This window comes from Sunxiuqinia dokdonensis, assembly GCF_001270965.1.
Classification (GTDB): Bacteria; Bacteroidota; Bacteroidia; order Bacteroidales; family Prolixibacteraceae; genus Sunxiuqinia; species Sunxiuqinia dokdonensis.
The window spans coordinates 1-18,671 of the sequence record NZ_LGIA01000005.1; the positions used below are offsets into that span (position 1 = coordinate 1).

The following is an 18,671-nucleotide window of genomic DNA, read 5'->3' on the forward strand; positions in this document are numbered from 1 at the left end:
GAAAATTAAATAAGTTTGGCTCATGTATGTTTTTCAAAAAAGGAAGAAAAGGGAGGATTAAATTATTATACAAATAGTCTTCTGGTGGGTATATAAAGTTATGATCAATAATAGAATTGAGGTTGAACGTGATTATTGTACTTTCATTTTGGATTAAGACAGATATATAATGATCAAAATCTGTAATTCTATCAAACAATAACTCATAGTTTCCGGTTTTTATTGGGCCAATAAAACTTTTGAGTGCAATAACTAGTACTAAGAGGAGGAATCCTAAAGTTAAATATTTCCAGTGTTGAACTAATCTAATTTTCTTATATTTTGCTATGTGGTATATAATGCTCAAGATGGCTATTGCCATAAAAGATCGGTGTGCTAAGATGAATATAATAAACACATTGCTGCCAAAAATAATTGCTTTTTGGAATATTGTAGTTTTTACGTTTCCAACAAGTACGTACACTAAGGAAAACATGCAAAGTGTCTTGAAGTAGACTACAAATCTGTTAGATTGTTCTAGTAAGGAAATTTTGTCATAGGTGCTGGCATAAAGACTTGAGCCATAGGTTATGTTTACAGCTACAAAAAGAATAATAATAGTAATTACCGAAATATTTAAGAAGAAGGGTGAGTGTGATATGCTTGAAAATTGGCTAAAGTCAACTTGCTTTTTTTCAGTTATTAGTATATAAAAGAACGGGATAGTTAAATTTATCCAAAGCAGTGTGTATGTGATTGTGTTAAAACTAAATTTCATTGATGGACTACCCAGAAATCCAATATCCATAGAGCCCAAGAACGACGGAGAATAATAGATAATGCTTGATATGATGTAGAAGGATATAATGTTTATGTTCCTCTTTTTTAAAAGGAGATACAAGATGATGATTAAGGCCGTTATTAGATAAATCGATCTCATTTTGGGATCTTAATAAGTTTCATAATGGTATTTTTAGAGTGGTCTGGGATTATTGTCAGTTTATCCATTAGCTTATTTGAATAGTCATCGATTGAGCAAATGACTTTGGCTGGATTTCCTGCAACAACAGTGTTTGGAGGTACATTTTTAGAAACAACACTTCCTGCTCCAACTATTGAATTTGGACCGATTGTAACGTTCGGCAGGATAATGCTATTAATTCCGATCACGCAGTTGTCCTTTATCCGAATCCCCCCCATTTTTTCATATTTACCTTTTAGAGTGATTCTTTTAATTTTTAAATAGTTTAGTGCTACTTCAATTGTTGCATCGTGCGTAATAAATTTAACACCAGAAGTAATAGTGCAATTGTTACCAATAATAATGAGATATGGCTCTGATCCAAAGTTTTGATAGCTGGTGAGTATTCTCGTGTTTTTCCCAACAACTAGATTTTTCTTGTTGTATAATATTGATTTTAATCTTCTAATTATTTTTTTTATCATTTGTTTCCCTTTTTGTTTGTTCTTTTATGGAGACCAAAGTTTCTAAAATGTTAGCAATCTTCGTTATTCTGACCATTCCTAAATAGTTTAAAAATAGAATTGGCATTAGAATGAAGGACGAAAGTCGGTCAAGTTGGAGGACTTTTTCTAAGCATGTGCCTATCCCTACGGTGAGGGCTCCAATAAGGGCAATTTTCAAGACGGTTAGAATTTCAAACCATGAAAAATGACCAAATACTTTTCTAGAATAATAGTAGTTAATGAAATAGCTTAAAATGCTGGTCAACAAAAAGCCATATAAAAGCATGTCAATCCGGCGCATGAGAATACCGATGAGAATTGTTATTGCTTGAAACGTTTTCTTTATGATTTCCAAAAATAAAATTTTTTCAGTACGATCAAATATTTTGAAGATAATGCGGTTGAACATTTCTTGCATAAAAAAAAATGAAGCAACAATTAGTATTTGCATAAAAAAAACTGCTCCAATCCATTCTTCACCATACAGAAGTAAAATGATATTTTCGGCATAAAAAAAGATGAATAGGCAAATAAAACCGACAGCAATTGTAAAAAGAGTTACAATTCGATTGTACATTCTGCTGAACTGCTCCAAGTCATCTTGCACTTTAGCCAAAGATGCAAAAATAACACCAAGCGTTGTTGATTGAATAACACCGACAGGGACTTCCTGCAACTTTTTAGCTTGATAAAATAAACCTGTTTGCTGAATTGCAAAATATTTTCCGAGAATTAGTTGATATACATTGTCAAAAGCAGTATTTAAAAGAGAAGCCAGAGTTGTATAGAGGCCAAATTTGTATAAGCTCTTAAACGAATCAACACTGAATACTACTTTTTTTAGAAAACCAAGGTGAACCCACAATTGGATGGTGATTAGCAAGGCAGTGAGAAGTTGCACGGTAACGACGGCCCAAACACCAACATCAAATTTGGCTGCGGCTATGATTCCACATGTTGATGCCACCAGCAAAGCAATAAACTCGATGATAGATTTTTTTCGATAGTTTAGGCTATGTATGAGCTTCGCATTGTTGACAATTTGAAAAGCATTAATGATTATCACTAGCGACGTTGCAGTTAATAGTTTTTTGAGAAATATGTCATCATAGAATTGGGCAATAAATTTTGCCGATATGACAATCAATAGGAATAAGATAATGCTTACAAAAAGGTTGAAAATAAATACCGTTGAATAATCTTCATCGCTCACTTCTTTTTTTCTGATTAACGCGCCGCTAAGCCCGGATTCTGTTAATACCCTGGCAATAATAATGAAGAACATGATAATTCCAATTTGTCCAAATGCTTTAGGGCCTAGCATCCGTGCCAAAATAATATTAGTTACAAGTGAAACTATCAAATATCCGACTCTGCCAACAAGCGACCAAAAAGTGCCAATTGCTAATTGCTTTTTTAGTTTATCGTTCATACTTTTCTTGCGAGGAACTGGCCTTCTTTAGAATATTAACATCTGATGAAAAACGCCAAATTTTCGAAGCTACAACCTTTTCCCATAACTTGCTCATTCTTTTATTTTAGGGCTCAACGTATTTCCCCAATACCATTCACATGCTTCTTCCAGACCTTGCTTTACCGAATACTCTGGTTGGTAGCCCAAAATGCTATGTGCTTTTTCGATACTGGCCAGTGAGTGGGGCACATCGCCGGGGCGGGTGGAGCCGTACTGGAGGTCGATGGTGCCTATCTTGGGGTCGAATTGAGCCAGATTGTTTTTAAGGAGTTGAGCCAGTTCGTTTAGGGTCGTGCGCTGTCCGTAGGCGATGTTGAAGACCTGGGAAAGGGTTACTGGCTGTTCAACCACCCCGTCTTCGGCGATGACCACCCCGTCTCCATCAACGACCACCCCGTCTCCGTCATTCGACGGAGCCACCCCTCCTCGATGAGGAGGGGAAACGCTCTGAGCTGGCGTAGTGTTTATAATCGACGCATGGTATTGTTTTGTTCTTTCGCGGATCGTTTCGCTGGGGGTGATGGCGGCGAGTTGGTTGGCTTGCAGCACGTTTTCGATGTAGGTGAAGTCGCGCGAGTAGGACCCATCGCCATTGATGCGGGGTGACTGGTGCTGAATGAATTGTTTTACAAACAGGGGAATAACCGCCGCGTAAGCCCCGTTGGGGTCCTGGCGACGTCCAAACACATTGAAATAACGCAGGCCAATGGTCTCGATGCCGTAGACCTCGGAAAAGTTTTCGGCAAACAGCTCGTCCACGTACTTGGTGATGGCATAGGGCGACAAGGCCTTGCCAATTTGGTGTTCGACCTTGGGTAGGGCCGGGTGATCGCCATAGGTTGAGGAGCTTGCGGCATACACAAAACGTTTTACCCCAGCATCACTGGCGGCATGCAGCATCTTCACAAAGCCTCCAATATTCACATCGGTCGTGGTCATGGGATCGGCAATGGAGCGGGGCACACTGCCCAAGGCAGCCTGGTGCAAAACGTAATCGCAACCTTCAACGGCTTTCTGACAATCTTCGTAGTTTCGAATATCACCTTCCACCAACTTAAAAGCTGGGTGTTTGAGGGCTCCGGCGAGGTTCTCACGCTTGCCTGTGGCAAAGTTGTCGAGGCAAACCACCTCATTGCCTTGTTCCAACAGACGGTCCACCAGGTTCGACCCGATAAAACCGGCGCCTCCGGTAACAAGTACTTTTTTATTTTGAATGATCTTGGTCATGGTCTCTCTTTGAGTGTTCCTTGTGGCATCCATCAGGATGGCTTGAATTTGCGAAGATAAATAAAAATGATGGCCCTATAGCCGTCCGTCCACGGCGTCCTTGTCCCAGATGCCTTTGATGTCGTAAATAACCGCGTTATGGCCATTGCGAAGCTTGGCAAGCTCGATAGTTTTAAACTCGTTGTGCGATACGGCCAGTACCACCGCGTCGTATTTTTTGGCGGTGTAGTCGTCAATCAAGGGCAGATGGTATTCATGTTGTACTTCTGCGGGATTGGCCCAGGGGTCGTAAACATCCACGTCGCAGCCGTATTGTTTCAGTTCGTTGATCACATCGATAGCTTTGGTGTTGCGAATGTCGGGGCAGTTTTCCTTAAAGGTGATGCCGAGCACCAAGACTTTACTGTTCTTTACCGCGTGTCCTTTGTTGATCAGCAGCTTCACAATCTGCGAAGCGACCCAGGCACCCATGCCGTCGTTCATGCGTCGGCCAGCCAGAATGATCTCGGGATTGTAGCCGGTTTCCTGCGCTTTTTGGGCCAGGTAGTAAGGATCGACGCCAATGCAGTGTCCACCCACCAAGCCGGGTGAGAAGGACAGGAAGTTCCACTTCGTTCCGGCAGCTTCCAATACGTCTTTGGTATCAATTCCTAATTTGCTGAAGATCTTGGCCAACTCGTTGACGAAAGCGATGTTGATATCGCGCTGTGAGTTTTCAATTACCTTGGCGGCTTCGGCGACCTTGATGGATGGGGCCAGATGTGTTCCGGCTACAATGACCGAACGGTACAACGCGTCCACTTTTTGCCCGATTTCGGGTGTGGAGCCGGAAGTTACCTTTTTAATTTTTGTAACGGTGTGTTCCTTGTCGCCGGGGTTGATGCGTTCGGGGGAGTAGCCTACAAAGAAGTCGGTGTTGAATTTCAGTCCGGAGACTTGTTCAAGGACAGGAACGCAGTCTTCCTCTGTTGCTCCAGGATAGACGGTGGATTCGTAAATCACGATATCGTTTTTCTTCAAAACAGAACCGACAGTTTCGGATGCTTTGATTAATGGCGTGAGTACCGGGCGGTTGTTTTTGTCGGTTGGCGTTGGCACCGTGACTATGAAATAATTGCATTCGGCCAGTGTTTCGGGGGAGGTGGTGAGGCTTAAGCCGTCGTTCAGCACCGATTTCAGGTTGTCGTCAGCCACTTCCAGGGTGGCATCGTGTCCGCCCAGTAGTTCATCCACCCGCTTCTGGTTGATATCGAATCCTACGACCGGATATTTTTTTGCAAATTCTACGGCCAGCGGTAAGCCCACATAGCCCAAGCCAATGACGGCGATTTTTGTATTGTCGGAAGTCATATTAAGTGTTTTATTATTCTTGTGATGTTGAAATGTAGGATTTTTTGTCTTGAATTATTCTTCCATTTTGGTGTTTGTTATCCGTACACCGAACCAGCCGCCAAAGTTACTATAATTTTTGCAAGCTGCTTGTCTTTTTTTGTTGGAATTTTGATGCCAGAAAGAAATAGACGCAGCTGGCGCGGATTGGGTGCGGGATGGGGGATACTTGATGCTTGATGCTTGATACTTGATGCTAGATACTTGATGCTTGATTCTCGATTCTCGATGCTTGATACTGGCAGCTGGCGTCTTTTTGCCTGCAGGCTGATCACCGGGACTGTCAGCTTCTCCGTGTAACTCAGTGAATTCCTCAGTGCAACTCTGTGGTTAGAACTTGATACTAGATGCTTGATGCTAGATGCTGGATGCTTGATGCTAGATGCTGGATGCTTGATGGTGGATACTAGATGTTTGATACTGGATCCTCGATGCTGGGCACTTGCACTCTTTTCCGTCCGCGGCGGCGCTGGTGCTTTTTGCGGGTTTTGGTTTGCGGCCGGTGAGGAAGGGGGTGCGTCTTATCCCCGGGGTTTCGCTCTCCGTCAGTAGCCGGATTGCTCTGCCCCGGGCTATTGTTGTTTAACCCTTTCAGGGTTTATTCTTCGGCTTGTTCTGCACCCTCATACCGATAAGATCGGAAAGCTATTGTTATTTTTCCCCACCGGGGAAATTCTTCGCGACTTTGCGACTTCGCGGTTGAAAAAAAGTTCATGAGTTCATGAGTGGGGGCTGTGCCTATGCTTTCGTGCGTTCCCGATTGCTCGGGATGAGGAGGGGGGCGTCTTATCCCTCCCGAGTACTCGGAACTTCGGTTCGCTCTGCCGCGCGTGTTCCGATGAAATCGGAAGGCTATTGTTGTTTAACCCTTTCAGTTCTTTGCGTCTTTGTGGTTTAAAAAAAAGTGAATGAGTGCATGAGTGCATAAGTACATGAGTGGCGCGTTCTGCTTACTGGGACTGTTTTCGGTTATCGGTTATCGGTTATCGGTTGTCAGTTTTCAGGGTGTCGTTGGTGCGTTCGTACGTTCTTTTTTCTCCGTGTTCGTTCTCTTGGGCAATCCTGAATTATTTAAAAAAAGAAATGCCCGCAATGAAATCGAAATCCTTTTTATTGTAGGTCAACAGGGGGTAGCCGCTTACGATTGATGTGGCAGCAATCAGAGAATCGGGGACTGATATTACTTTTTGCCCTGTTATATAGGTTTGCATGATTTGAATGGCCGTTTCTGTAATTTTAGGAGTCAATGGCACCCGATAATAGGAGTCAAAGATTTGACTTATCGCTGCCTTTTTAGCGGAGGTATTGGCGCCAACCTGCAACTCAAGCCGCGTAATATCGGAATAGGCTGTGCGATGATCAATTGCCTTTAAGTCGTTGTTTGCCTCAACATCCCTGCGGAATGCCCTGATCAATACGCAACTGTCAACCAATATCAAATTTTTGGCCATGCTTGTTTTCTTAACTCATCTATGGGTGGAAAATCGATGAGCTGATTAAAGGAATCTGAAAGATCTTCATCTTGATTGACGGGTTCAATCACATCAAATTTTAGTTTTCGGCTGCTTACTTCGCTGATTGAGATGGCCCCCTGATCAGATTTTTCCAATTCCTTCGCTAAAAGGATCAATGCCTTAAAAGCAGGTTTATTCTTTTTTATCCGGATGATGGTTTCCATTTTATTTTTGTTTTCGACTTAAAATTAGTAAAATATATTGACTTGTAGGTCGGTTGTCAGTTATCGGTTTTCGTGTCTTCGTCATTCAATTGTCATTGTTGGTTATTGGTTGGTGGCTACTGGCTGCTGGGTGCTTGCAGCTTGCAGCTTTCTGGCTACTGGGACTGGCCATTGCGACTGTCCACTCTCTGTGTCCCTCTGTGCATTCCTCCGTGTTCCTCTGTGGTTAAATTTTGATACTCGATGCTTGATGCTCGATTCTTGATTCTTGATTCTTGATGCTCGATTTTTGATACTCGATTCCGTCCGCGGCGGCGTTGGTGCTTTTTGCGGGCTTTGGTTCGCGGCCGGTGAGGAACGGGGTGTGTCTTATCCCCGAGTTCCTCCCGATTGCTCGGGATCCACCCAGCCTGTTCCGATGAAATCGGAAGGGCTATTGATATTTTTCCCCTCCGGGGAAATTCTTCGCGACTTTGCGCCTCCCGTTACCGGGACAAGTTTTGCGGTTAATGAAAAGAGACGCAGATGGGGTGGATTCGGGTTGATTGTTTAAGATTTGCTGCTTGTTGGGACTGGTTGTCGGTTTTCGGTTGCTCGGCTTGTGGTTGGACAACTTGGGACTTGAAACCTGGAACTTGAAACTGTTATCGGTTGCTAGGGTTTGAGTTCGTTTTTTATTTTTACCAACACACTGATTAATGTAGGGATATCTTCTTGTAGCGTATTAAAAATTTGTTCGGCATCGACATCGAAATAATGATGAACAATGATATCACGCATTCCCATAGCCTGTTTCCATTGTATTTGAGAATAGTTGGGCAACAACTCCTTGTTGGTTATTTTATCGAGGTTTTTGATACTCTCGCCCACAGCGATCAGTTTCATGCATACACTGTCGAGGAGGATCATACCGGCCTCGGAAGATGTAAAATCATCGGCTGATTTTAAGTGTTTCGTTCTCTGCAAAACGGTTTTCAGGTTTTCATCGATTAAAGTGATGATTTCAAATGCCAGCATTCGGTCAAACATAGATACCCTCCGTTTGAATTCTTTTTTTCAATACCTGGTTCATTTTTTCGCGAAGTCGCACAATATCAACGGTGCAATTCAGTCGATTTTCAAGCTCATTTTTTAGGGTCATTATTTTGAACAGGCTCAAGGGGTTTCCTTCATAGTAAATATCCACATCACTTTTTTCTGTTTGTTCACCACGAGCTACCGAACCAAATATTCCGATACGGGTTATTCCGTAAACCAATCCTCTTTGGGTCTTAAAATCGGATAACAGACGGATATATTCTTGTTTTGAGTTCATATTAAGCTGCTTGAAATAAGTTGATTGAATTATTCGATAACTTTGATTGAAACAAATATATTCATTTTTAGCCATTAAGTTTAACGTTTTTGGTTGTTGGTTTTCGGTTTGTCTTTTGCCAGTGGTTGGACAAGCTGAATCCGGCAGTGGCCGGCGTAAACACCTGGAGCTTGGAACTGGCTTCTTGATGCGTGTGTTCGTGTGTTCGTACGTTCATTCCTCCGTGTACCTCCCGTTACCGGGACAAGTTCTGCGGTTAAATCTTGATGTTCGATACTTGTTGTTTGATGCTGGATGCTCGATGTTTGAAACTGGGAGCTTGCGGTTGCCAGCCAGGCGGTATTGTGTTTCAAGTTTTGGATTGATTTACGGGAACTTCCGATATATTTTTCCCCTGGGAGCAAATGCCGCAAAGATTATTGTATTATTCTCAACGAAGAACCCGATGCGATAGATGCCTTTGCGGTATCGATAAGCATTCGGATGTCCTTTCAGCTTTTTTACATTTGGAATTTCTTCCAGCTCGTCAGCCTGCTGGAACAATTGGATGGTTTGAAGAATGAGCACGGCCAGCTTTTTATCCTTTGTTTTGTCAAGATCCTAATTGAATCCTGCATGAAAAACAACTTTCATTTGGTGTATCCGGCTTGATCTTCGTTTAAAATATTCTGAATCGTTTTTAATACTTCCTCTTTTTCAATGTATGGTGTTTCTTTGTTTTTTTCCATATCATTTAGAAGTTCTTCGTCTAAATAGTCGCCGGTCGTTTTGATTTCCACCCCAAGCCTGTTGGCTAATTCAACAAAAAAGTTAAATTCTCTTTTGTCTTTTGGTTTAATAATGATTGAATCCATGGTTTTTACCTTTTTGCAAATTTACAAATTTGTTTGTCTTTTGGGGATTTTCTGGTCTGTGTTTTAAAAAGAAGCGACGCAGATGGGGCGGATTGGGTGCTGGATGCGGGATGCTCGATGCTTGATTCTTGATGCTGGATGCGGCTGGCAGCTGGCGTCTTTTTGCCTGCAGGCGGATCACTGGGACTGTCAGCTTCTCCGTGTAACTCTGTGCATTCCTCTGTGTAACTCTGTGGTTAGAACTTGATACTAGATGCTTGATACTAGATGCTTGATACTAGATGCTTGATGCTAGATGCTTGATACTAGATGCTTGATGCTGGCTGCTAGCTGGGACTGGCTTTGTGCGTTCGCGTTTAAATCTAGCTGCTGGCGGGATTGCTTCCTGCGGACCCGGTGTCGGGCCGGGTTTGTCAACTGGCGGCATGGATGCCTGTTGGGCATTGATAGTTGCCTAGAGTTTATAGATGTTGTCAGTGTCTTCGGGTATCATGTTCCTCATGTCAACGATGAGTCGTGCATGCTGCTGGATAAAAGCGATATCGAAAGCGTCGTGGTTGGTGGTGAGCACCACGACATCGGCTTCGGTCAAATTATCGGTGGTGAGGGGGATGGAATCCAGCGACGCACCATGCTGCGTCTGTACCGAAGGAATATATGGGTCGTGGTACTGTACCTGTCCGCCTTTGTGGGCGACAAGATCCATGATCTTCAGTGCAGGTGATTCGCGGGCATCGTCAATGTTTGGTTTATAGGCTACACCGAGGAAAAAGACAAGACTTCCGTTGACGGATTTCTGGTGCCGGTTGAGGGCTGTGGCAATTTTGATATACATGTAGTGTGGCATGCGCGTGTTGATGTGTCCTGCCGCGTGAATCATGCTGAGGTCAAAGTTGTATTGTTTGGCAATGTGCTCGAGGTAAAACGGATCGAGCGGAATGCAATGTCCGCCAATACCCGGGCCGGGGTAAAAGGCCTGGAAGCCGAAGGGCTTGGTTTTGGCCGCTTCGATCACTTCCCAGATGTTGATGTCCATTTTCCCGGCGAGCAAGGCCAGCTCGTTAATCAGGCTGATGTTGACCAGTCGGTAGGTGTTTTCCAGGATCTTCACCATTTCGGCTACGCGTGGCGACCTGACGGGGTGGATGTGGTCGATGGCTTTGCGGTAAACGGCTTGTCCGATTTCCAGTCCGTCGGCAGTCATGGCCCCCAATACCTTGGGCGTGTTTCGGGTATGGAACGTTTTGTTTCCGGGATCCACCCGCTCGGGTGAGTAGGCCAGCCAGAAGTCGGTGCCGTGGCGGAAATGGTGGTGTTGGGTGTTGACGCCCTCGGTCGATTTGGATGCTCGGGACTCCTCGTCCCCCTTCATGACCCCCTCCGTCGTCCCGACTAACCGGGACTCCTCGTCCCCCTCTGCGAGGGGGACAATGGGGACAATGGGGACTGTGGTTGTTTGCGGATGGGGGCCGGAGCATAGCAGCTTGTTTTGTTTCGAGCTTTCTTCAATGAGTGGGAGCACCAAGTCTTCGGTGGTGGTGGGGTAGGTGGTGCTCTCCAGGCTGATGAAAGTGCCGGGCTTCATGTAGCGCCCGATTTCGGTGCAGGCGTTTTCGATGTGGCTCATGTCGGGCTTTTGAAAACGGTCGAGTGGGGTGGGCACACAGATGAGCAGGGCGTCGCACTCGATGATCCGCCTGAAGTCGGTGGTGGCATCGATCCGGATGTTGCCGGCGACTTCACGCAGTGCAGCATCGCGAATAGGAAGGATGCTGGCGTCGCCGTGGTTAATCTGCTCCACCTTTTTGGGGTTAATATCAAACCCAATAACTTTTGTCCCGGCTTCGGCGAAATTTACAGCCAGTGGCAAGCCCACGTAGCCTAATCCAATGATGCCTACCACTTCGGTGTTGGCGGCTATTTTGTCGAGTAGCTTTTGTTTATAGGTCATGAGATTATTGCTTATCGATGGTCCTGATGACTGATCGCTCAGCGATTTCGATCACTACCAGTTTCTGGCTTTCAGCAATCGTTTTGTTTGTTGAATGTTCTGTATCAGCAAGCTGCAGTTTTCAATGACTTCCGGAACTAACTCAGTAATTGCTTCGGGAATGTACTTATGCGAAATCTGGTTTCTTAAATCACGTATTTCGATTAATCGGTCGGCTGAGTGAATCAATGTCATTTTCTCGGCTTTGTTTAGTAAATCGATAAAAGGAACAAAGGGTTCGTGTAAGAGCGTCCAGATGGTTCGTAATACTTTTTGCGTATATAAGTCGGATGTTCTGCCGGATTTTGACGTGAGCGAGTCAAACGATTCCATTCCCTGGCGTTCCGGATGCCAGAATCAGGCTACTGGCGATTTGCGGCTTATGACCGCAGCAGGCTCGATTACCTGAACAGGTTTCTGCCCGCTGCGACCGTTTAGCGCTTACTTTCTATCATCCTTTACCAATTGATTTTAACTCAAAACCGATCGTTTGCATGGTCGCATGGTCCAATATGTTACGTCCGTCGAACACAAAGGCTGGCTTGAGCATGGCGTCGTATATTTTCTGCCAATCGTAGGCTTTAAATTCATCCCATTCGGTCAATACGGCAATGGCATGCGCACTTTGCAGCGCCTCGTAAGGATCGGCATGAACATGCACCAGGCTCTGCAACGTTTCGGTGCTGATGGCTTGCGCCGGATTGAGTTGGTACAGGTATTTCAGGTCGCTGAATATTTGCTCTTTGGTGACCTTGGGATCGAAGACATGGATTTCGGCCCGGTCTTGCAACAACTCGTCGGCTACATAAATGGCGGCAGACTCGCGGGTATCGTTGGTGTCTTTTTTGAAAGCCCAACCCAGGAAGGCAATTTTTTTCCCGGAAACCGTGTTAAACAGCGTGTCAATGATCTGCTTGGCAAAACGGTGTTTCTGGTAATCGTTTAGTTTGACGACCTGCTCCCAGTATTCGGCGACTTCGGGCAGGTTGAAGTGGCGGCAGAGGTAGACCAGGTTCAGAATATCTTTTTGAAAGCATGAGCCCCCAAAGCCGACCGATGATTTCAGGAATTTGGAGCCAATACGGGAGTCCATGCCGATAGCGCGGGCTACTTCATCTACATCGGCGCCGGTACGTTCACAAAGGGCCGAAATGGAGTTGATGCTGGAAATTCGCTGTGCTAAAAAAGCGTTGGCTGCCAGTTTCGACAGCTCCGAAGACCATATCCGGGTGGTGACGATCTGCTCGCGTGGGATCCAGTTGGCGTAAATATTGGCCAGGGCCTGCTCAGCTTGTTTGCCGGCTTCATTGTCTTCGCTTCCAATCAGTACCCGGTCCGCATGCAACAGATCCTGGATGGCTGTTCCCTCGGCCAGAAACTCCGGGTTTGACAGCACAGAGAACTGCGGAGCCTCATTGTTGTCGGGCTGCGATGAATCCAGGATGGTGCGAATGGCTTGTGCTGTACGAACGGGAAGGGTTGATTTTTCCACAACAATTTTGTTCGTGGTAGCGACCTCCGCAATCTGGCGGGCACAGAGTTCCACGAACTTCAGGTCGGCAGCCATGCCTTTGCCTACGCCGTAGGTCTTTGTTGGGGTGTTCACCGAGATGAAAATCATTTCTGATTCGCGGATGGCTCCTTCCACATCAGTGGAGAAAAAGAGGTTGCGTCCGCGAGCTTCGGCAACGACCTCAGGCAGCCCCGGTTCGTAAATCGGAAGCTTCGACAGATCTTCATCATTCCAGTCAGCGATGCGCTGGGGGTTGATGTCAACGACGGTAACACGAATGTGTGGACATTGTTGTGCGATGACGGCCATGGTTGGGCCACCTACATATCCTGCTCCAATGCAGGCGATTTTTGTAATTTGAGTTGGAAACATAGGGTCTATTTTTTAGTAATTTGTTATCTTTTTCAAGTTTCAGATTCTAAATTTCAAGTTCCAAGTTGAGCGTTGATCACGTGGATTCGTGTTTAGTCGTCAGTTGCGGCTGGTTTGTTCTCTGTGCTCCTCTGTGGATTCCTCGTTGTAACTCCCGTTACCGGGACAAGTTCTGTGGTTAAAATTTTCAAAGTGCATCAGTTCATAAGTACATGAGTGGCGGCTGGCAATTTGTAGCTCGCAGCCTTCTGCCTACTGCGACTCTTCACTGCGACTGCTTTCTTCCTCCCAGCGCTCTTTGATGCTGCCCAGGAACTGGCGTCCAAAGACGATGCCTACGCCGACAATTCCACCCAAAAAGGTCCAGATAATTAGGATTAGCGGGCGGTTGGGTTTCGACTTTTGAAGCGGAACGCGGACAGGTTCAACAGTGGTTAGCACCGGCGCATCTTCCTTGACCTTAATCTGGGCTTGTTCCAGTTGTTTGGCCAATTCGGAATAAACCGAAAAGGCAATGTCGTATTCGCTTTGCAGACGCTCAATTTCCGTTTGAGCGAGGGCCGAAGACACATTCCGGTTTTGGTCGCGAAAGCGGGCCAGTTTTTCCTGGGCATCCTGAAATTCCTGCTTTTTTTCGCTGTAACGATCTTTGATAAAGTCGAGTTGTTCCTGTGCTTTCTGGATGCGGTAGGTAGTGATGTAGTGTTGCAACATGAGCTGCGCTTTGCGGGCCACCTGAGCCGCCAATGCCGGATCGTGAAAGCGGGCCGACAAAGTAAGAATCCCTTCTTTGTCGTTGATCTCCAGCGAGAGGTTCTGATTCATCGTTTCAAGTACCTCTTCCTGCTTTTGGTTGAGGGCGATGAGTTCGCTGCTTCCGCCGGAAGCTACTTCCGGTTCTTCGCCTTTCAATGCTTTCAAGATGACGCCGGGCAGGCCAATGGTATATTTTTTAAGATTGCCCAATACGCCTGCTTTTTTGTGCTCGGTATAATATTCGAACAAGCTGACCGGATGTTCTATCTCTGCGATTTCAAATGGCGTATTCATCAGCTCCAGTTGAAAGGAAACGGATTTTAAAATTTTGGGATACACCAGCGGGGACAGGGTTTCCGTGCCGCTGCTCATATCGAGGTTGAAGCCTGCCATGGCAGCCAGCGAGGAGAGTCCTCCCAACTTGGAGCCGCCCGATTGACCGGTCTGCGGGACCATCGTGGTTTGCACGGTGTATTCTTTGGGACTTAAAAGTGCGATAAACAGCCCGATCGCCATTCCCATCAGAATGTATTTGACGATGGTTCGGCGACCATCCCAAAGGTCCTTAGCTAAAGCGATCAAGTCGATTTCGTCGTCGGCAGTTGTTGACTTTGCTGGAGCCGGTGTATTTTCTTTTGTTGTCATGTGTGTATTTTAGTTTTTAGTTATCGGTTATCGGTTGTCGGTTGTCAGTTGTCAGTTATCGGTTATCGGTTATCGGTTGTCGGTTTTCCACGATTTTTCTACAAACGAGATGAAGGAATTTAATTGTTTTCCAAGTTTTTGATAGTCTGCGAATAGCGCGATCCATTTTTGATCAGGATATAACTCGTGAATCATCTTTAGATGGTCTTCTGTTTCGAGCAGGGAAGCCTCTGCAAAAACCAGAAAGCGAACAAACTCATTTTTATATCGTCTCCTTCCATAGCACTCTACGATGTTTGACCGAATACTTTGAGCAGACCTTCTAACCTGACTGCCCAATTCATATTGTGCGATTTTAGGTAGTGTATTCGAATGTCTATGAACCATGGCTGCCAATTGAAATACTGATTGATAAATTTCAAGATCAAGATAACTTTTCATGTGGGGTTTTGAGTTGTTTTATTGGTTTTAAGTGCGTGCTATTGTAAACCGACAACCGATAACTGAAAACTGAGTTTTTTTACCTCAGCACCGCGGCAATGGCGATGGCTACCGAAGAGAATGCACTGGCAATGGACAGCCACCGCGACGTTTGATCGCCTGTTGGGCGTTCCGGTTTTTGCGGGACCACAATCTGACTGCCGGGTTCGGGGTGGGGGTAGTTTCGTTTAAACAGGCCTTTGGTCACTTTGGTGGTTCCGTCGCTGTAAATCACAAACACCTTCCCTTTTTTGGCATCGGAGCTAAATCCACCGGAGCGGTTGATGTAATATTTCACCGATTTATTGTCTTGATAGGCCAGTCCAACCGGGTTGAGGACTTCGCCTGTAATTCGGACTTCCTGCGTTACTTCCGGTACAATAATTTCGTCGCCCTCGCGCAGTACATAGTCTTCCATGGTGCCGGGATTGGACAGGATGCTTTCCAGCCGCAATTCGAGCTTGTAGCTTTCGTCCAACTGTTCCTGCGCTGATTCGAGCAGGCTGTCGTCCAAGGCGGTGTGCATCGACTGTTTGATAATTTCATCGTCTGTTCGCATGCGTTTCAGAATCGCTCCCTTGCTGTAGGCATGAGGCGTCAGTCCGCCGGAGCGCTTAAGAAGGTCAGATACGCGTTCTGTTTTACTACTGATGCTGTAAGGGCCGGGATAAACCACTTCTCCCTGAATGGTTACCGTGCGTTGTTTGTTGTACGACGGGGCTTTACGCACATAAATGTAGTCGAAGGGTTGAATTTGGAATTGAGCATCTTCCTTGTTGATGACCAAGTCGCGTCCAATGGTGAATTGGTACAGGGTGGCCAGTTGATCGGACACTTCGGAGGCTGCCTGCCGATCGCGACGACGCGCCAGCTCGATAAACGACTCGCTGGCCGCTTCAGTAAAACCACCAGCCAAAAACAGCAGGTCTTTCATGCTCATATTCTCGCGATAAGGGTACTGCCCCGGGTTGAGCACCTCGCCGTAGATGCGTACAAAGCGGGCTTCGCGCATGCTGAAAATATCCTGGATAATCACCTGATCTTCCCGTTGCAGGGTCAGGTCGTCGGTTCCGTTCAGGATGTCGGGCACATGAAAGGCAAGGGTTTGCGGACTCAGGTTATCACCCAGGCGGATGATCACGCCCCGGTTGCTATAGACACTTTCTTTCACGCCCTCGGCTTTGGCAATCAGCTCCGAAAGTGTCATGCCTTCGCTCAGCTCAAAGGTTCCGGGGCGGAACACGGCACCGGAAATGCTCACCCGGTTTTCGTATCGGTCGATGATTTCGCCGGCAACAATGGAATCGCCATTTTGTGGGATAAAGCTGCCAAACTCCTCTTGGGTCACATCCTCAACTTTGAATTGGGTTCCGGTGGTTCGTGTAATCATCAGGCGATTCTGGTAGGCCTGGTCTGAAAATCCTCCGGTATAACTGAGGAGGTCATTCAGGTTTTCCTGGTCTTTTAATTCGTAATAGCCTTCGCGCTTAAACGTCCCGGTAGCTGCTACCCGTTTGTTGTATGTTGGAATAAACAGAATGTCCTGGTCGCGCAGGGTTATGTTGTGATCGGTATTGGCATGAATCAGAAAGTCATACACATCAATTTGGGCAATGACCTTATTTTGACGCAGCACCTGGATGTTTCGGAAGGAGCCATTTTCATTGGGCCCACCAGACAAGTACAGGGCATTGAAGGCTGAGGAGGTGGCCGGCAGGGTGTAGGTTCCGGGGGCATTCACCTCGCCAATCACGTTGACTTTAATCGATCGCAGGTTGCTGATCCCGATTTCAGCAAAGGTGTTGGGCCGGTCTCCACCCATGCCGCTGTAAATGGCGATCAGCCGTTGCCGGATCCGTTTCTCGGCTTCGCGAAACTCCAGTCCGGCGACTTGCACCGGCCCCAGATCCGGAATCTGAATACTTCCGTTGTTATCGACAGTTAACTGATAGGTTTGCTGACTGGCTCCCCAGATGTTAATGACCAGCCGGTCGTTTATTCCGAGGACGTAATTCTCGGGAATGGCTATGTTGACCGAAGGTTCGAACGTGAGGTTTTGGCTGTTGAAAAAGTTAAAGCCGAATATTTTTTTGTTGAGGGGCGAAGGCGTGATCGGTGCTTTTTCTGACAATGGGGCTGTTTGGTCGGTCGGGGTATCCGACTGTTGCATTGAAGAAACCGTTGTGCCTGGTCCTTTAAGCTTCAATTCGCGTATGCGGCTTTGCAGCTGGCTGATTTGTGTGGGGCTGGCTCCACGTACCCGGGCCAGTTCAATGGCTTGTTCTTGACTGAGGCCCCGTTCACTGATTTCATCAACAATTTGCTGAATCTGTTGGTCGCTCAGGTTGTTTATGTTCACATTATCAGGCATCTGGGCCGGTGAAATCAGGTAAGAGGTCATCAGAATGACCAGACAAATTAGTTTGAACGTTTTACGTTGTATCATGCCTTGTTTTTTTTGTTGCTGTTGATTGGTTATGAATTTATTTTTCATTGGTCCAGATAAGCAGGGCCGGTGTTTGGTTTAAATAATCTTCTCGTTCGCTTTGATTGATTCGCGTATAGCGAACCTTCCGCTTGATAATTTTTTCTGCTTTGCGAATGTAGTTATTCATCAGTTTTGTGTCAACCTGATCGCCAATAAAAATGAGGTCTACCATTTTCGAATCGATGCCCCGCGCGAAGTTGCCGGCCAGATAGGCCGCTTCAACATGCTCCAGGCGATGGGCAATGTTTTCCACAATGGCATCAATTCCAACCATCTTCAACAGCATGCTGTGAATGTCGTCAAATAGGGGATGTTCCGTATTGGCCTGAAAATATTTCTTATTCCCGTCAAAGTAGCTTTTGAGCAAACCAGCCTCTTCAAACCGATTCAATTCAATTCTGATGGCGTTCGACGATTCGCCAAACTCCTGCTCCAAACTTCGCAAGTAGCTTTTGTTGCTCTTATTCAGAAAGAACTTGAGTAAGATCTTAATTCGTGTTTTTGAAGTGATTAATGCATCAAGCATGGGGATTTCAGTTTTCAGTTTTCAGTTTACAGTCTCAGTCTCAGTTTTCAGTCTCAGTTTTCAGTTATCGGGTTTCAGTTTACCACCCGTTTCAAAAGTACATGAGGCCATTACTCCTTGAGTGGTGACTCGCCTGTACCTGTGCCTGTGCCTTTGCCTATTCGTCGTCTTTGTGTTTAAAAGGATTGGGGCACAGATCTTCAGTTTTCATTAGATCGGGGTCTGCTTCTCACAGCTTCGCCTCCTCAGTCCCATTTGGTTGAGCACATAAACAGGTGTAAATAGAACAAACTGACACCCATTCATGTGTCAGCACAATTGAGCAACAAATTTACTCAATTAGTTCAATTAATCGTTAAATAGATATCTAAAATCGAACGGCCAGATCTATTTTCGAGTCAGAAATCACCATTTCTTGGGATTGATTGGAGCCTTGATGAACTGTAGTTTTGCATTTCAGTTGCGCAAAGACAAAAAGGCCGGTTTATTCTGGCCCATGCTTTTTAACCGGATTCCTT

The 18,671-nt window shown here is 45.8% G+C and carries 18 protein-coding genes; all 18 read right to left on the reverse strand.

Going from position 1 to position 18,671, the window contains the following annotated elements:
• A partial coding sequence (locus NC99_RS22250; RefSeq protein ID WP_204374853.1) for a hypothetical protein occupies positions 1–361 on the reverse strand: 361 nt, incomplete at its 3' end.
• 554 nt (positions 362–915) lie between these two features.
• Positions 916–1,425 (reverse strand): acyltransferase, encoded by a 510-nt coding sequence (locus NC99_RS22605; RefSeq protein WP_053178668.1) that lies wholly within the window; start codon positions 1,423–1,425, stop codon positions 916–918.
• The gene (locus tag NC99_RS00300) at positions 1,406–2,878 is read right to left on the reverse strand and encodes a lipopolysaccharide biosynthesis protein (RefSeq protein WP_053178670.1); all 1,473 of its coding nucleotides are present in this window, start codon (positions 2,876–2,878) and stop codon (positions 1,406–1,408) included. The genes NC99_RS22605 and NC99_RS00300 overlap by 20 nt, the downstream gene beginning before the upstream one ends.
• A gap of 93 nt (positions 2,879–2,971) precedes the next feature.
• The gene (locus NC99_RS00305) at positions 2,972–4,147 is read right to left on the reverse strand and encodes an SDR family oxidoreductase (RefSeq protein WP_053178703.1); all 1,176 of its coding nucleotides are present in this window, start codon (positions 4,145–4,147) and stop codon (positions 2,972–2,974) included.
• 75 nt (positions 4,148–4,222) lie between these two features.
• The gene (locus tag NC99_RS00310) at positions 4,223–5,497 is read right to left on the reverse strand and encodes a nucleotide sugar dehydrogenase (protein WP_053178672.1); all 1,275 of its coding nucleotides are present in this window, start codon (positions 5,495–5,497) and stop codon (positions 4,223–4,225) included.
• A 1,106-nt stretch (positions 5,498–6,603) separates the two neighbouring features.
• Positions 6,604–6,987 (reverse strand): PIN domain-containing protein, encoded by a 384-nt coding sequence (locus NC99_RS00315; protein ID WP_053178675.1) that lies wholly within the window; start codon positions 6,985–6,987, stop codon positions 6,604–6,606.
• Complete coding sequence (locus tag NC99_RS00320; RefSeq protein ID WP_053178677.1) at positions 6,972–7,214, reverse strand: hypothetical protein; 243 nt, start codon at positions 7,212–7,214, stop codon at positions 6,972–6,974. The genes NC99_RS00315 and NC99_RS00320 overlap by 16 nt, the downstream gene beginning before the upstream one ends.
• Positions 7,215–7,868: 654 nt before the next feature.
• Entirely contained in the window at positions 7,869–8,243 is a 375-nt protein-coding gene (locus NC99_RS00330) for a HepT-like ribonuclease domain-containing protein (RefSeq protein ID WP_053178680.1), read from the reverse strand.
• Positions 8,236–8,604 carry a nucleotidyltransferase family protein gene (locus tag NC99_RS00335; protein WP_239684379.1) on the reverse strand — a complete coding sequence of 123 codons (369 nt, stop codon included), beginning with the start codon at positions 8,602–8,604 and terminating at the stop codon, positions 8,236–8,238. Before NC99_RS00335 ends, NC99_RS00330 begins: the two co-directional genes overlap by 8 nt.
• A 291-nt stretch (positions 8,605–8,895) precedes the next feature.
• Positions 8,896–9,096: a type II toxin-antitoxin system RelE family toxin gene (locus NC99_RS21755; RefSeq protein WP_157624306.1), complete on the reverse strand. Its 201-nt coding sequence runs from the start codon at positions 9,094–9,096 to the stop codon at positions 8,896–8,898.
• A 62-nt stretch (positions 9,097–9,158) separates the two neighbouring features.
• Positions 9,159–9,383, reverse strand: coding sequence for a hypothetical protein (locus tag NC99_RS00345; RefSeq protein WP_053178687.1), 225 nt, complete (start codon positions 9,381–9,383; stop codon positions 9,159–9,161).
• Positions 9,384–9,837: 454 nt separating this feature from the next.
• Positions 9,838–11,334 carry a nucleotide sugar dehydrogenase gene (locus tag NC99_RS00350; protein ID WP_053178689.1) on the reverse strand — a complete coding sequence of 499 codons (1,497 nt, stop codon included), beginning with the start codon at positions 11,332–11,334 and terminating at the stop codon, positions 9,838–9,840.
• Between the two features lie 54 nt (positions 11,335–11,388).
• Positions 11,389–11,706: a hypothetical protein gene (locus tag NC99_RS00355; RefSeq protein WP_053178691.1), complete on the reverse strand. Its 318-nt coding sequence runs from the start codon at positions 11,704–11,706 to the stop codon at positions 11,389–11,391.
• 118 nt (positions 11,707–11,824) lie between these two features.
• The gene (locus tag NC99_RS00360) at positions 11,825–13,258 is read right to left on the reverse strand and encodes a UDP-glucose 6-dehydrogenase (RefSeq protein WP_053178693.1); all 1,434 of its coding nucleotides are present in this window, start codon (positions 13,256–13,258) and stop codon (positions 11,825–11,827) included.
• A 252-nt stretch (positions 13,259–13,510) separates the two neighbouring features.
• On the reverse strand, positions 13,511–14,659 hold the full coding sequence (locus NC99_RS00365) for a Wzz/FepE/Etk N-terminal domain-containing protein (RefSeq protein ID WP_053178695.1): 1,149 nt from the start codon (positions 14,657–14,659) through the stop codon (positions 13,511–13,513).
• A gap of 69 nt (positions 14,660–14,728) precedes the next feature.
• Complete coding sequence (locus NC99_RS00370) at positions 14,729–15,100, reverse strand: four helix bundle protein (RefSeq protein WP_053178698.1); 372 nt, start codon at positions 15,098–15,100, stop codon at positions 14,729–14,731.
• Between the two features lie 79 nt (positions 15,101–15,179).
• Positions 15,180–17,585, reverse strand: coding sequence for an SLBB domain-containing protein (locus NC99_RS00375; RefSeq protein WP_162231108.1), 2,406 nt, complete (start codon positions 17,583–17,585; stop codon positions 15,180–15,182).
• A gap of 37 nt (positions 17,586–17,622) precedes the next feature.
• Positions 17,623–18,153 carry a winged helix-turn-helix domain-containing protein gene (locus NC99_RS00380; protein WP_053178701.1) on the reverse strand — a complete coding sequence of 177 codons (531 nt, stop codon included), beginning with the start codon at positions 18,151–18,153 and terminating at the stop codon, positions 17,623–17,625.
• Positions 18,154–18,671: the final 518 nt, after the last annotated feature.

What these genes read in the sequence shown, in the direction of transcription:
- NC99_RS00320 (WP_053178677.1), bottom strand. Translation starts at nt 7,214, where the DNA reads ATGGAAACCATCATCCGGATAAAAAAGAATAAACCTGCTTTTAAGGCA.
- NC99_RS00300 (WP_053178670.1), bottom strand. Translation starts at nt 2,878, where the DNA reads ATGAACGATAAACTAAAAAAGCAATTAGCAATTGGCACTTTTTGGTCG.
- NC99_RS00335 (WP_239684379.1), bottom strand. Translation starts at nt 8,604, where the DNA reads ATGGCTAAAAATGAATATATTTGTTTCAATCAAAGTTATCGAATAATT.
- NC99_RS00365 (WP_053178695.1), bottom strand. Translation starts at nt 14,659, where the DNA reads ATGACAACAAAAGAAAATACACCGGCTCCAGCAAAGTCAACAACTGCC.
- NC99_RS00310 (WP_053178672.1), bottom strand. Translation starts at nt 5,497, where the DNA reads ATGACTTCCGACAATACAAAAATCGCCGTCATTGGCTTGGGCTATGTG.
- NC99_RS00305 (WP_053178703.1), bottom strand. Translation starts at nt 4,147, where the DNA reads ATGACCAAGATCATTCAAAATAAAAAAGTACTTGTTACCGGAGGCGCC.
- NC99_RS00350 (WP_053178689.1), bottom strand. Translation starts at nt 11,334, where the DNA reads ATGACCTATAAACAAAAGCTACTCGACAAAATAGCCGCCAACACCGAA.
- NC99_RS00375 (WP_162231108.1), bottom strand. Translation starts at nt 17,585, where the DNA reads ATGATACAACGTAAAACGTTCAAACTAATTTGTCTGGTCATTCTGATG.
- NC99_RS00345 (WP_053178687.1), bottom strand. Translation starts at nt 9,383, where the DNA reads ATGGATTCAATCATTATTAAACCAAAAGACAAAAGAGAATTTAACTTT.
- NC99_RS22605 (WP_053178668.1), bottom strand. Translation starts at nt 1,425, where the DNA reads ATGATAAAAAAAATAATTAGAAGATTAAAATCAATATTATACAACAAG.
- NC99_RS00355 (WP_053178691.1), bottom strand. Translation starts at nt 11,706, where the DNA reads ATGGAATCGTTTGACTCGCTCACGTCAAAATCCGGCAGAACATCCGAC.
- NC99_RS00315 (WP_053178675.1), bottom strand. Translation starts at nt 6,987, where the DNA reads ATGGCCAAAAATTTGATATTGGTTGACAGTTGCGTATTGATCAGGGCA.
- NC99_RS00330 (WP_053178680.1), bottom strand. Translation starts at nt 8,243, where the DNA reads ATGTTTGACCGAATGCTGGCATTTGAAATCATCACTTTAATCGATGAA.
- NC99_RS00380 (WP_053178701.1), bottom strand. Translation starts at nt 18,153, where the DNA reads ATGCTTGATGCATTAATCACTTCAAAAACACGAATTAAGATCTTACTC.
- NC99_RS00360 (WP_053178693.1), bottom strand. Translation starts at nt 13,258, where the DNA reads ATGTTTCCAACTCAAATTACAAAAATCGCCTGCATTGGAGCAGGATAT.
- NC99_RS00370 (WP_053178698.1), bottom strand. Translation starts at nt 15,100, where the DNA reads ATGAAAAGTTATCTTGATCTTGAAATTTATCAATCAGTATTTCAATTG.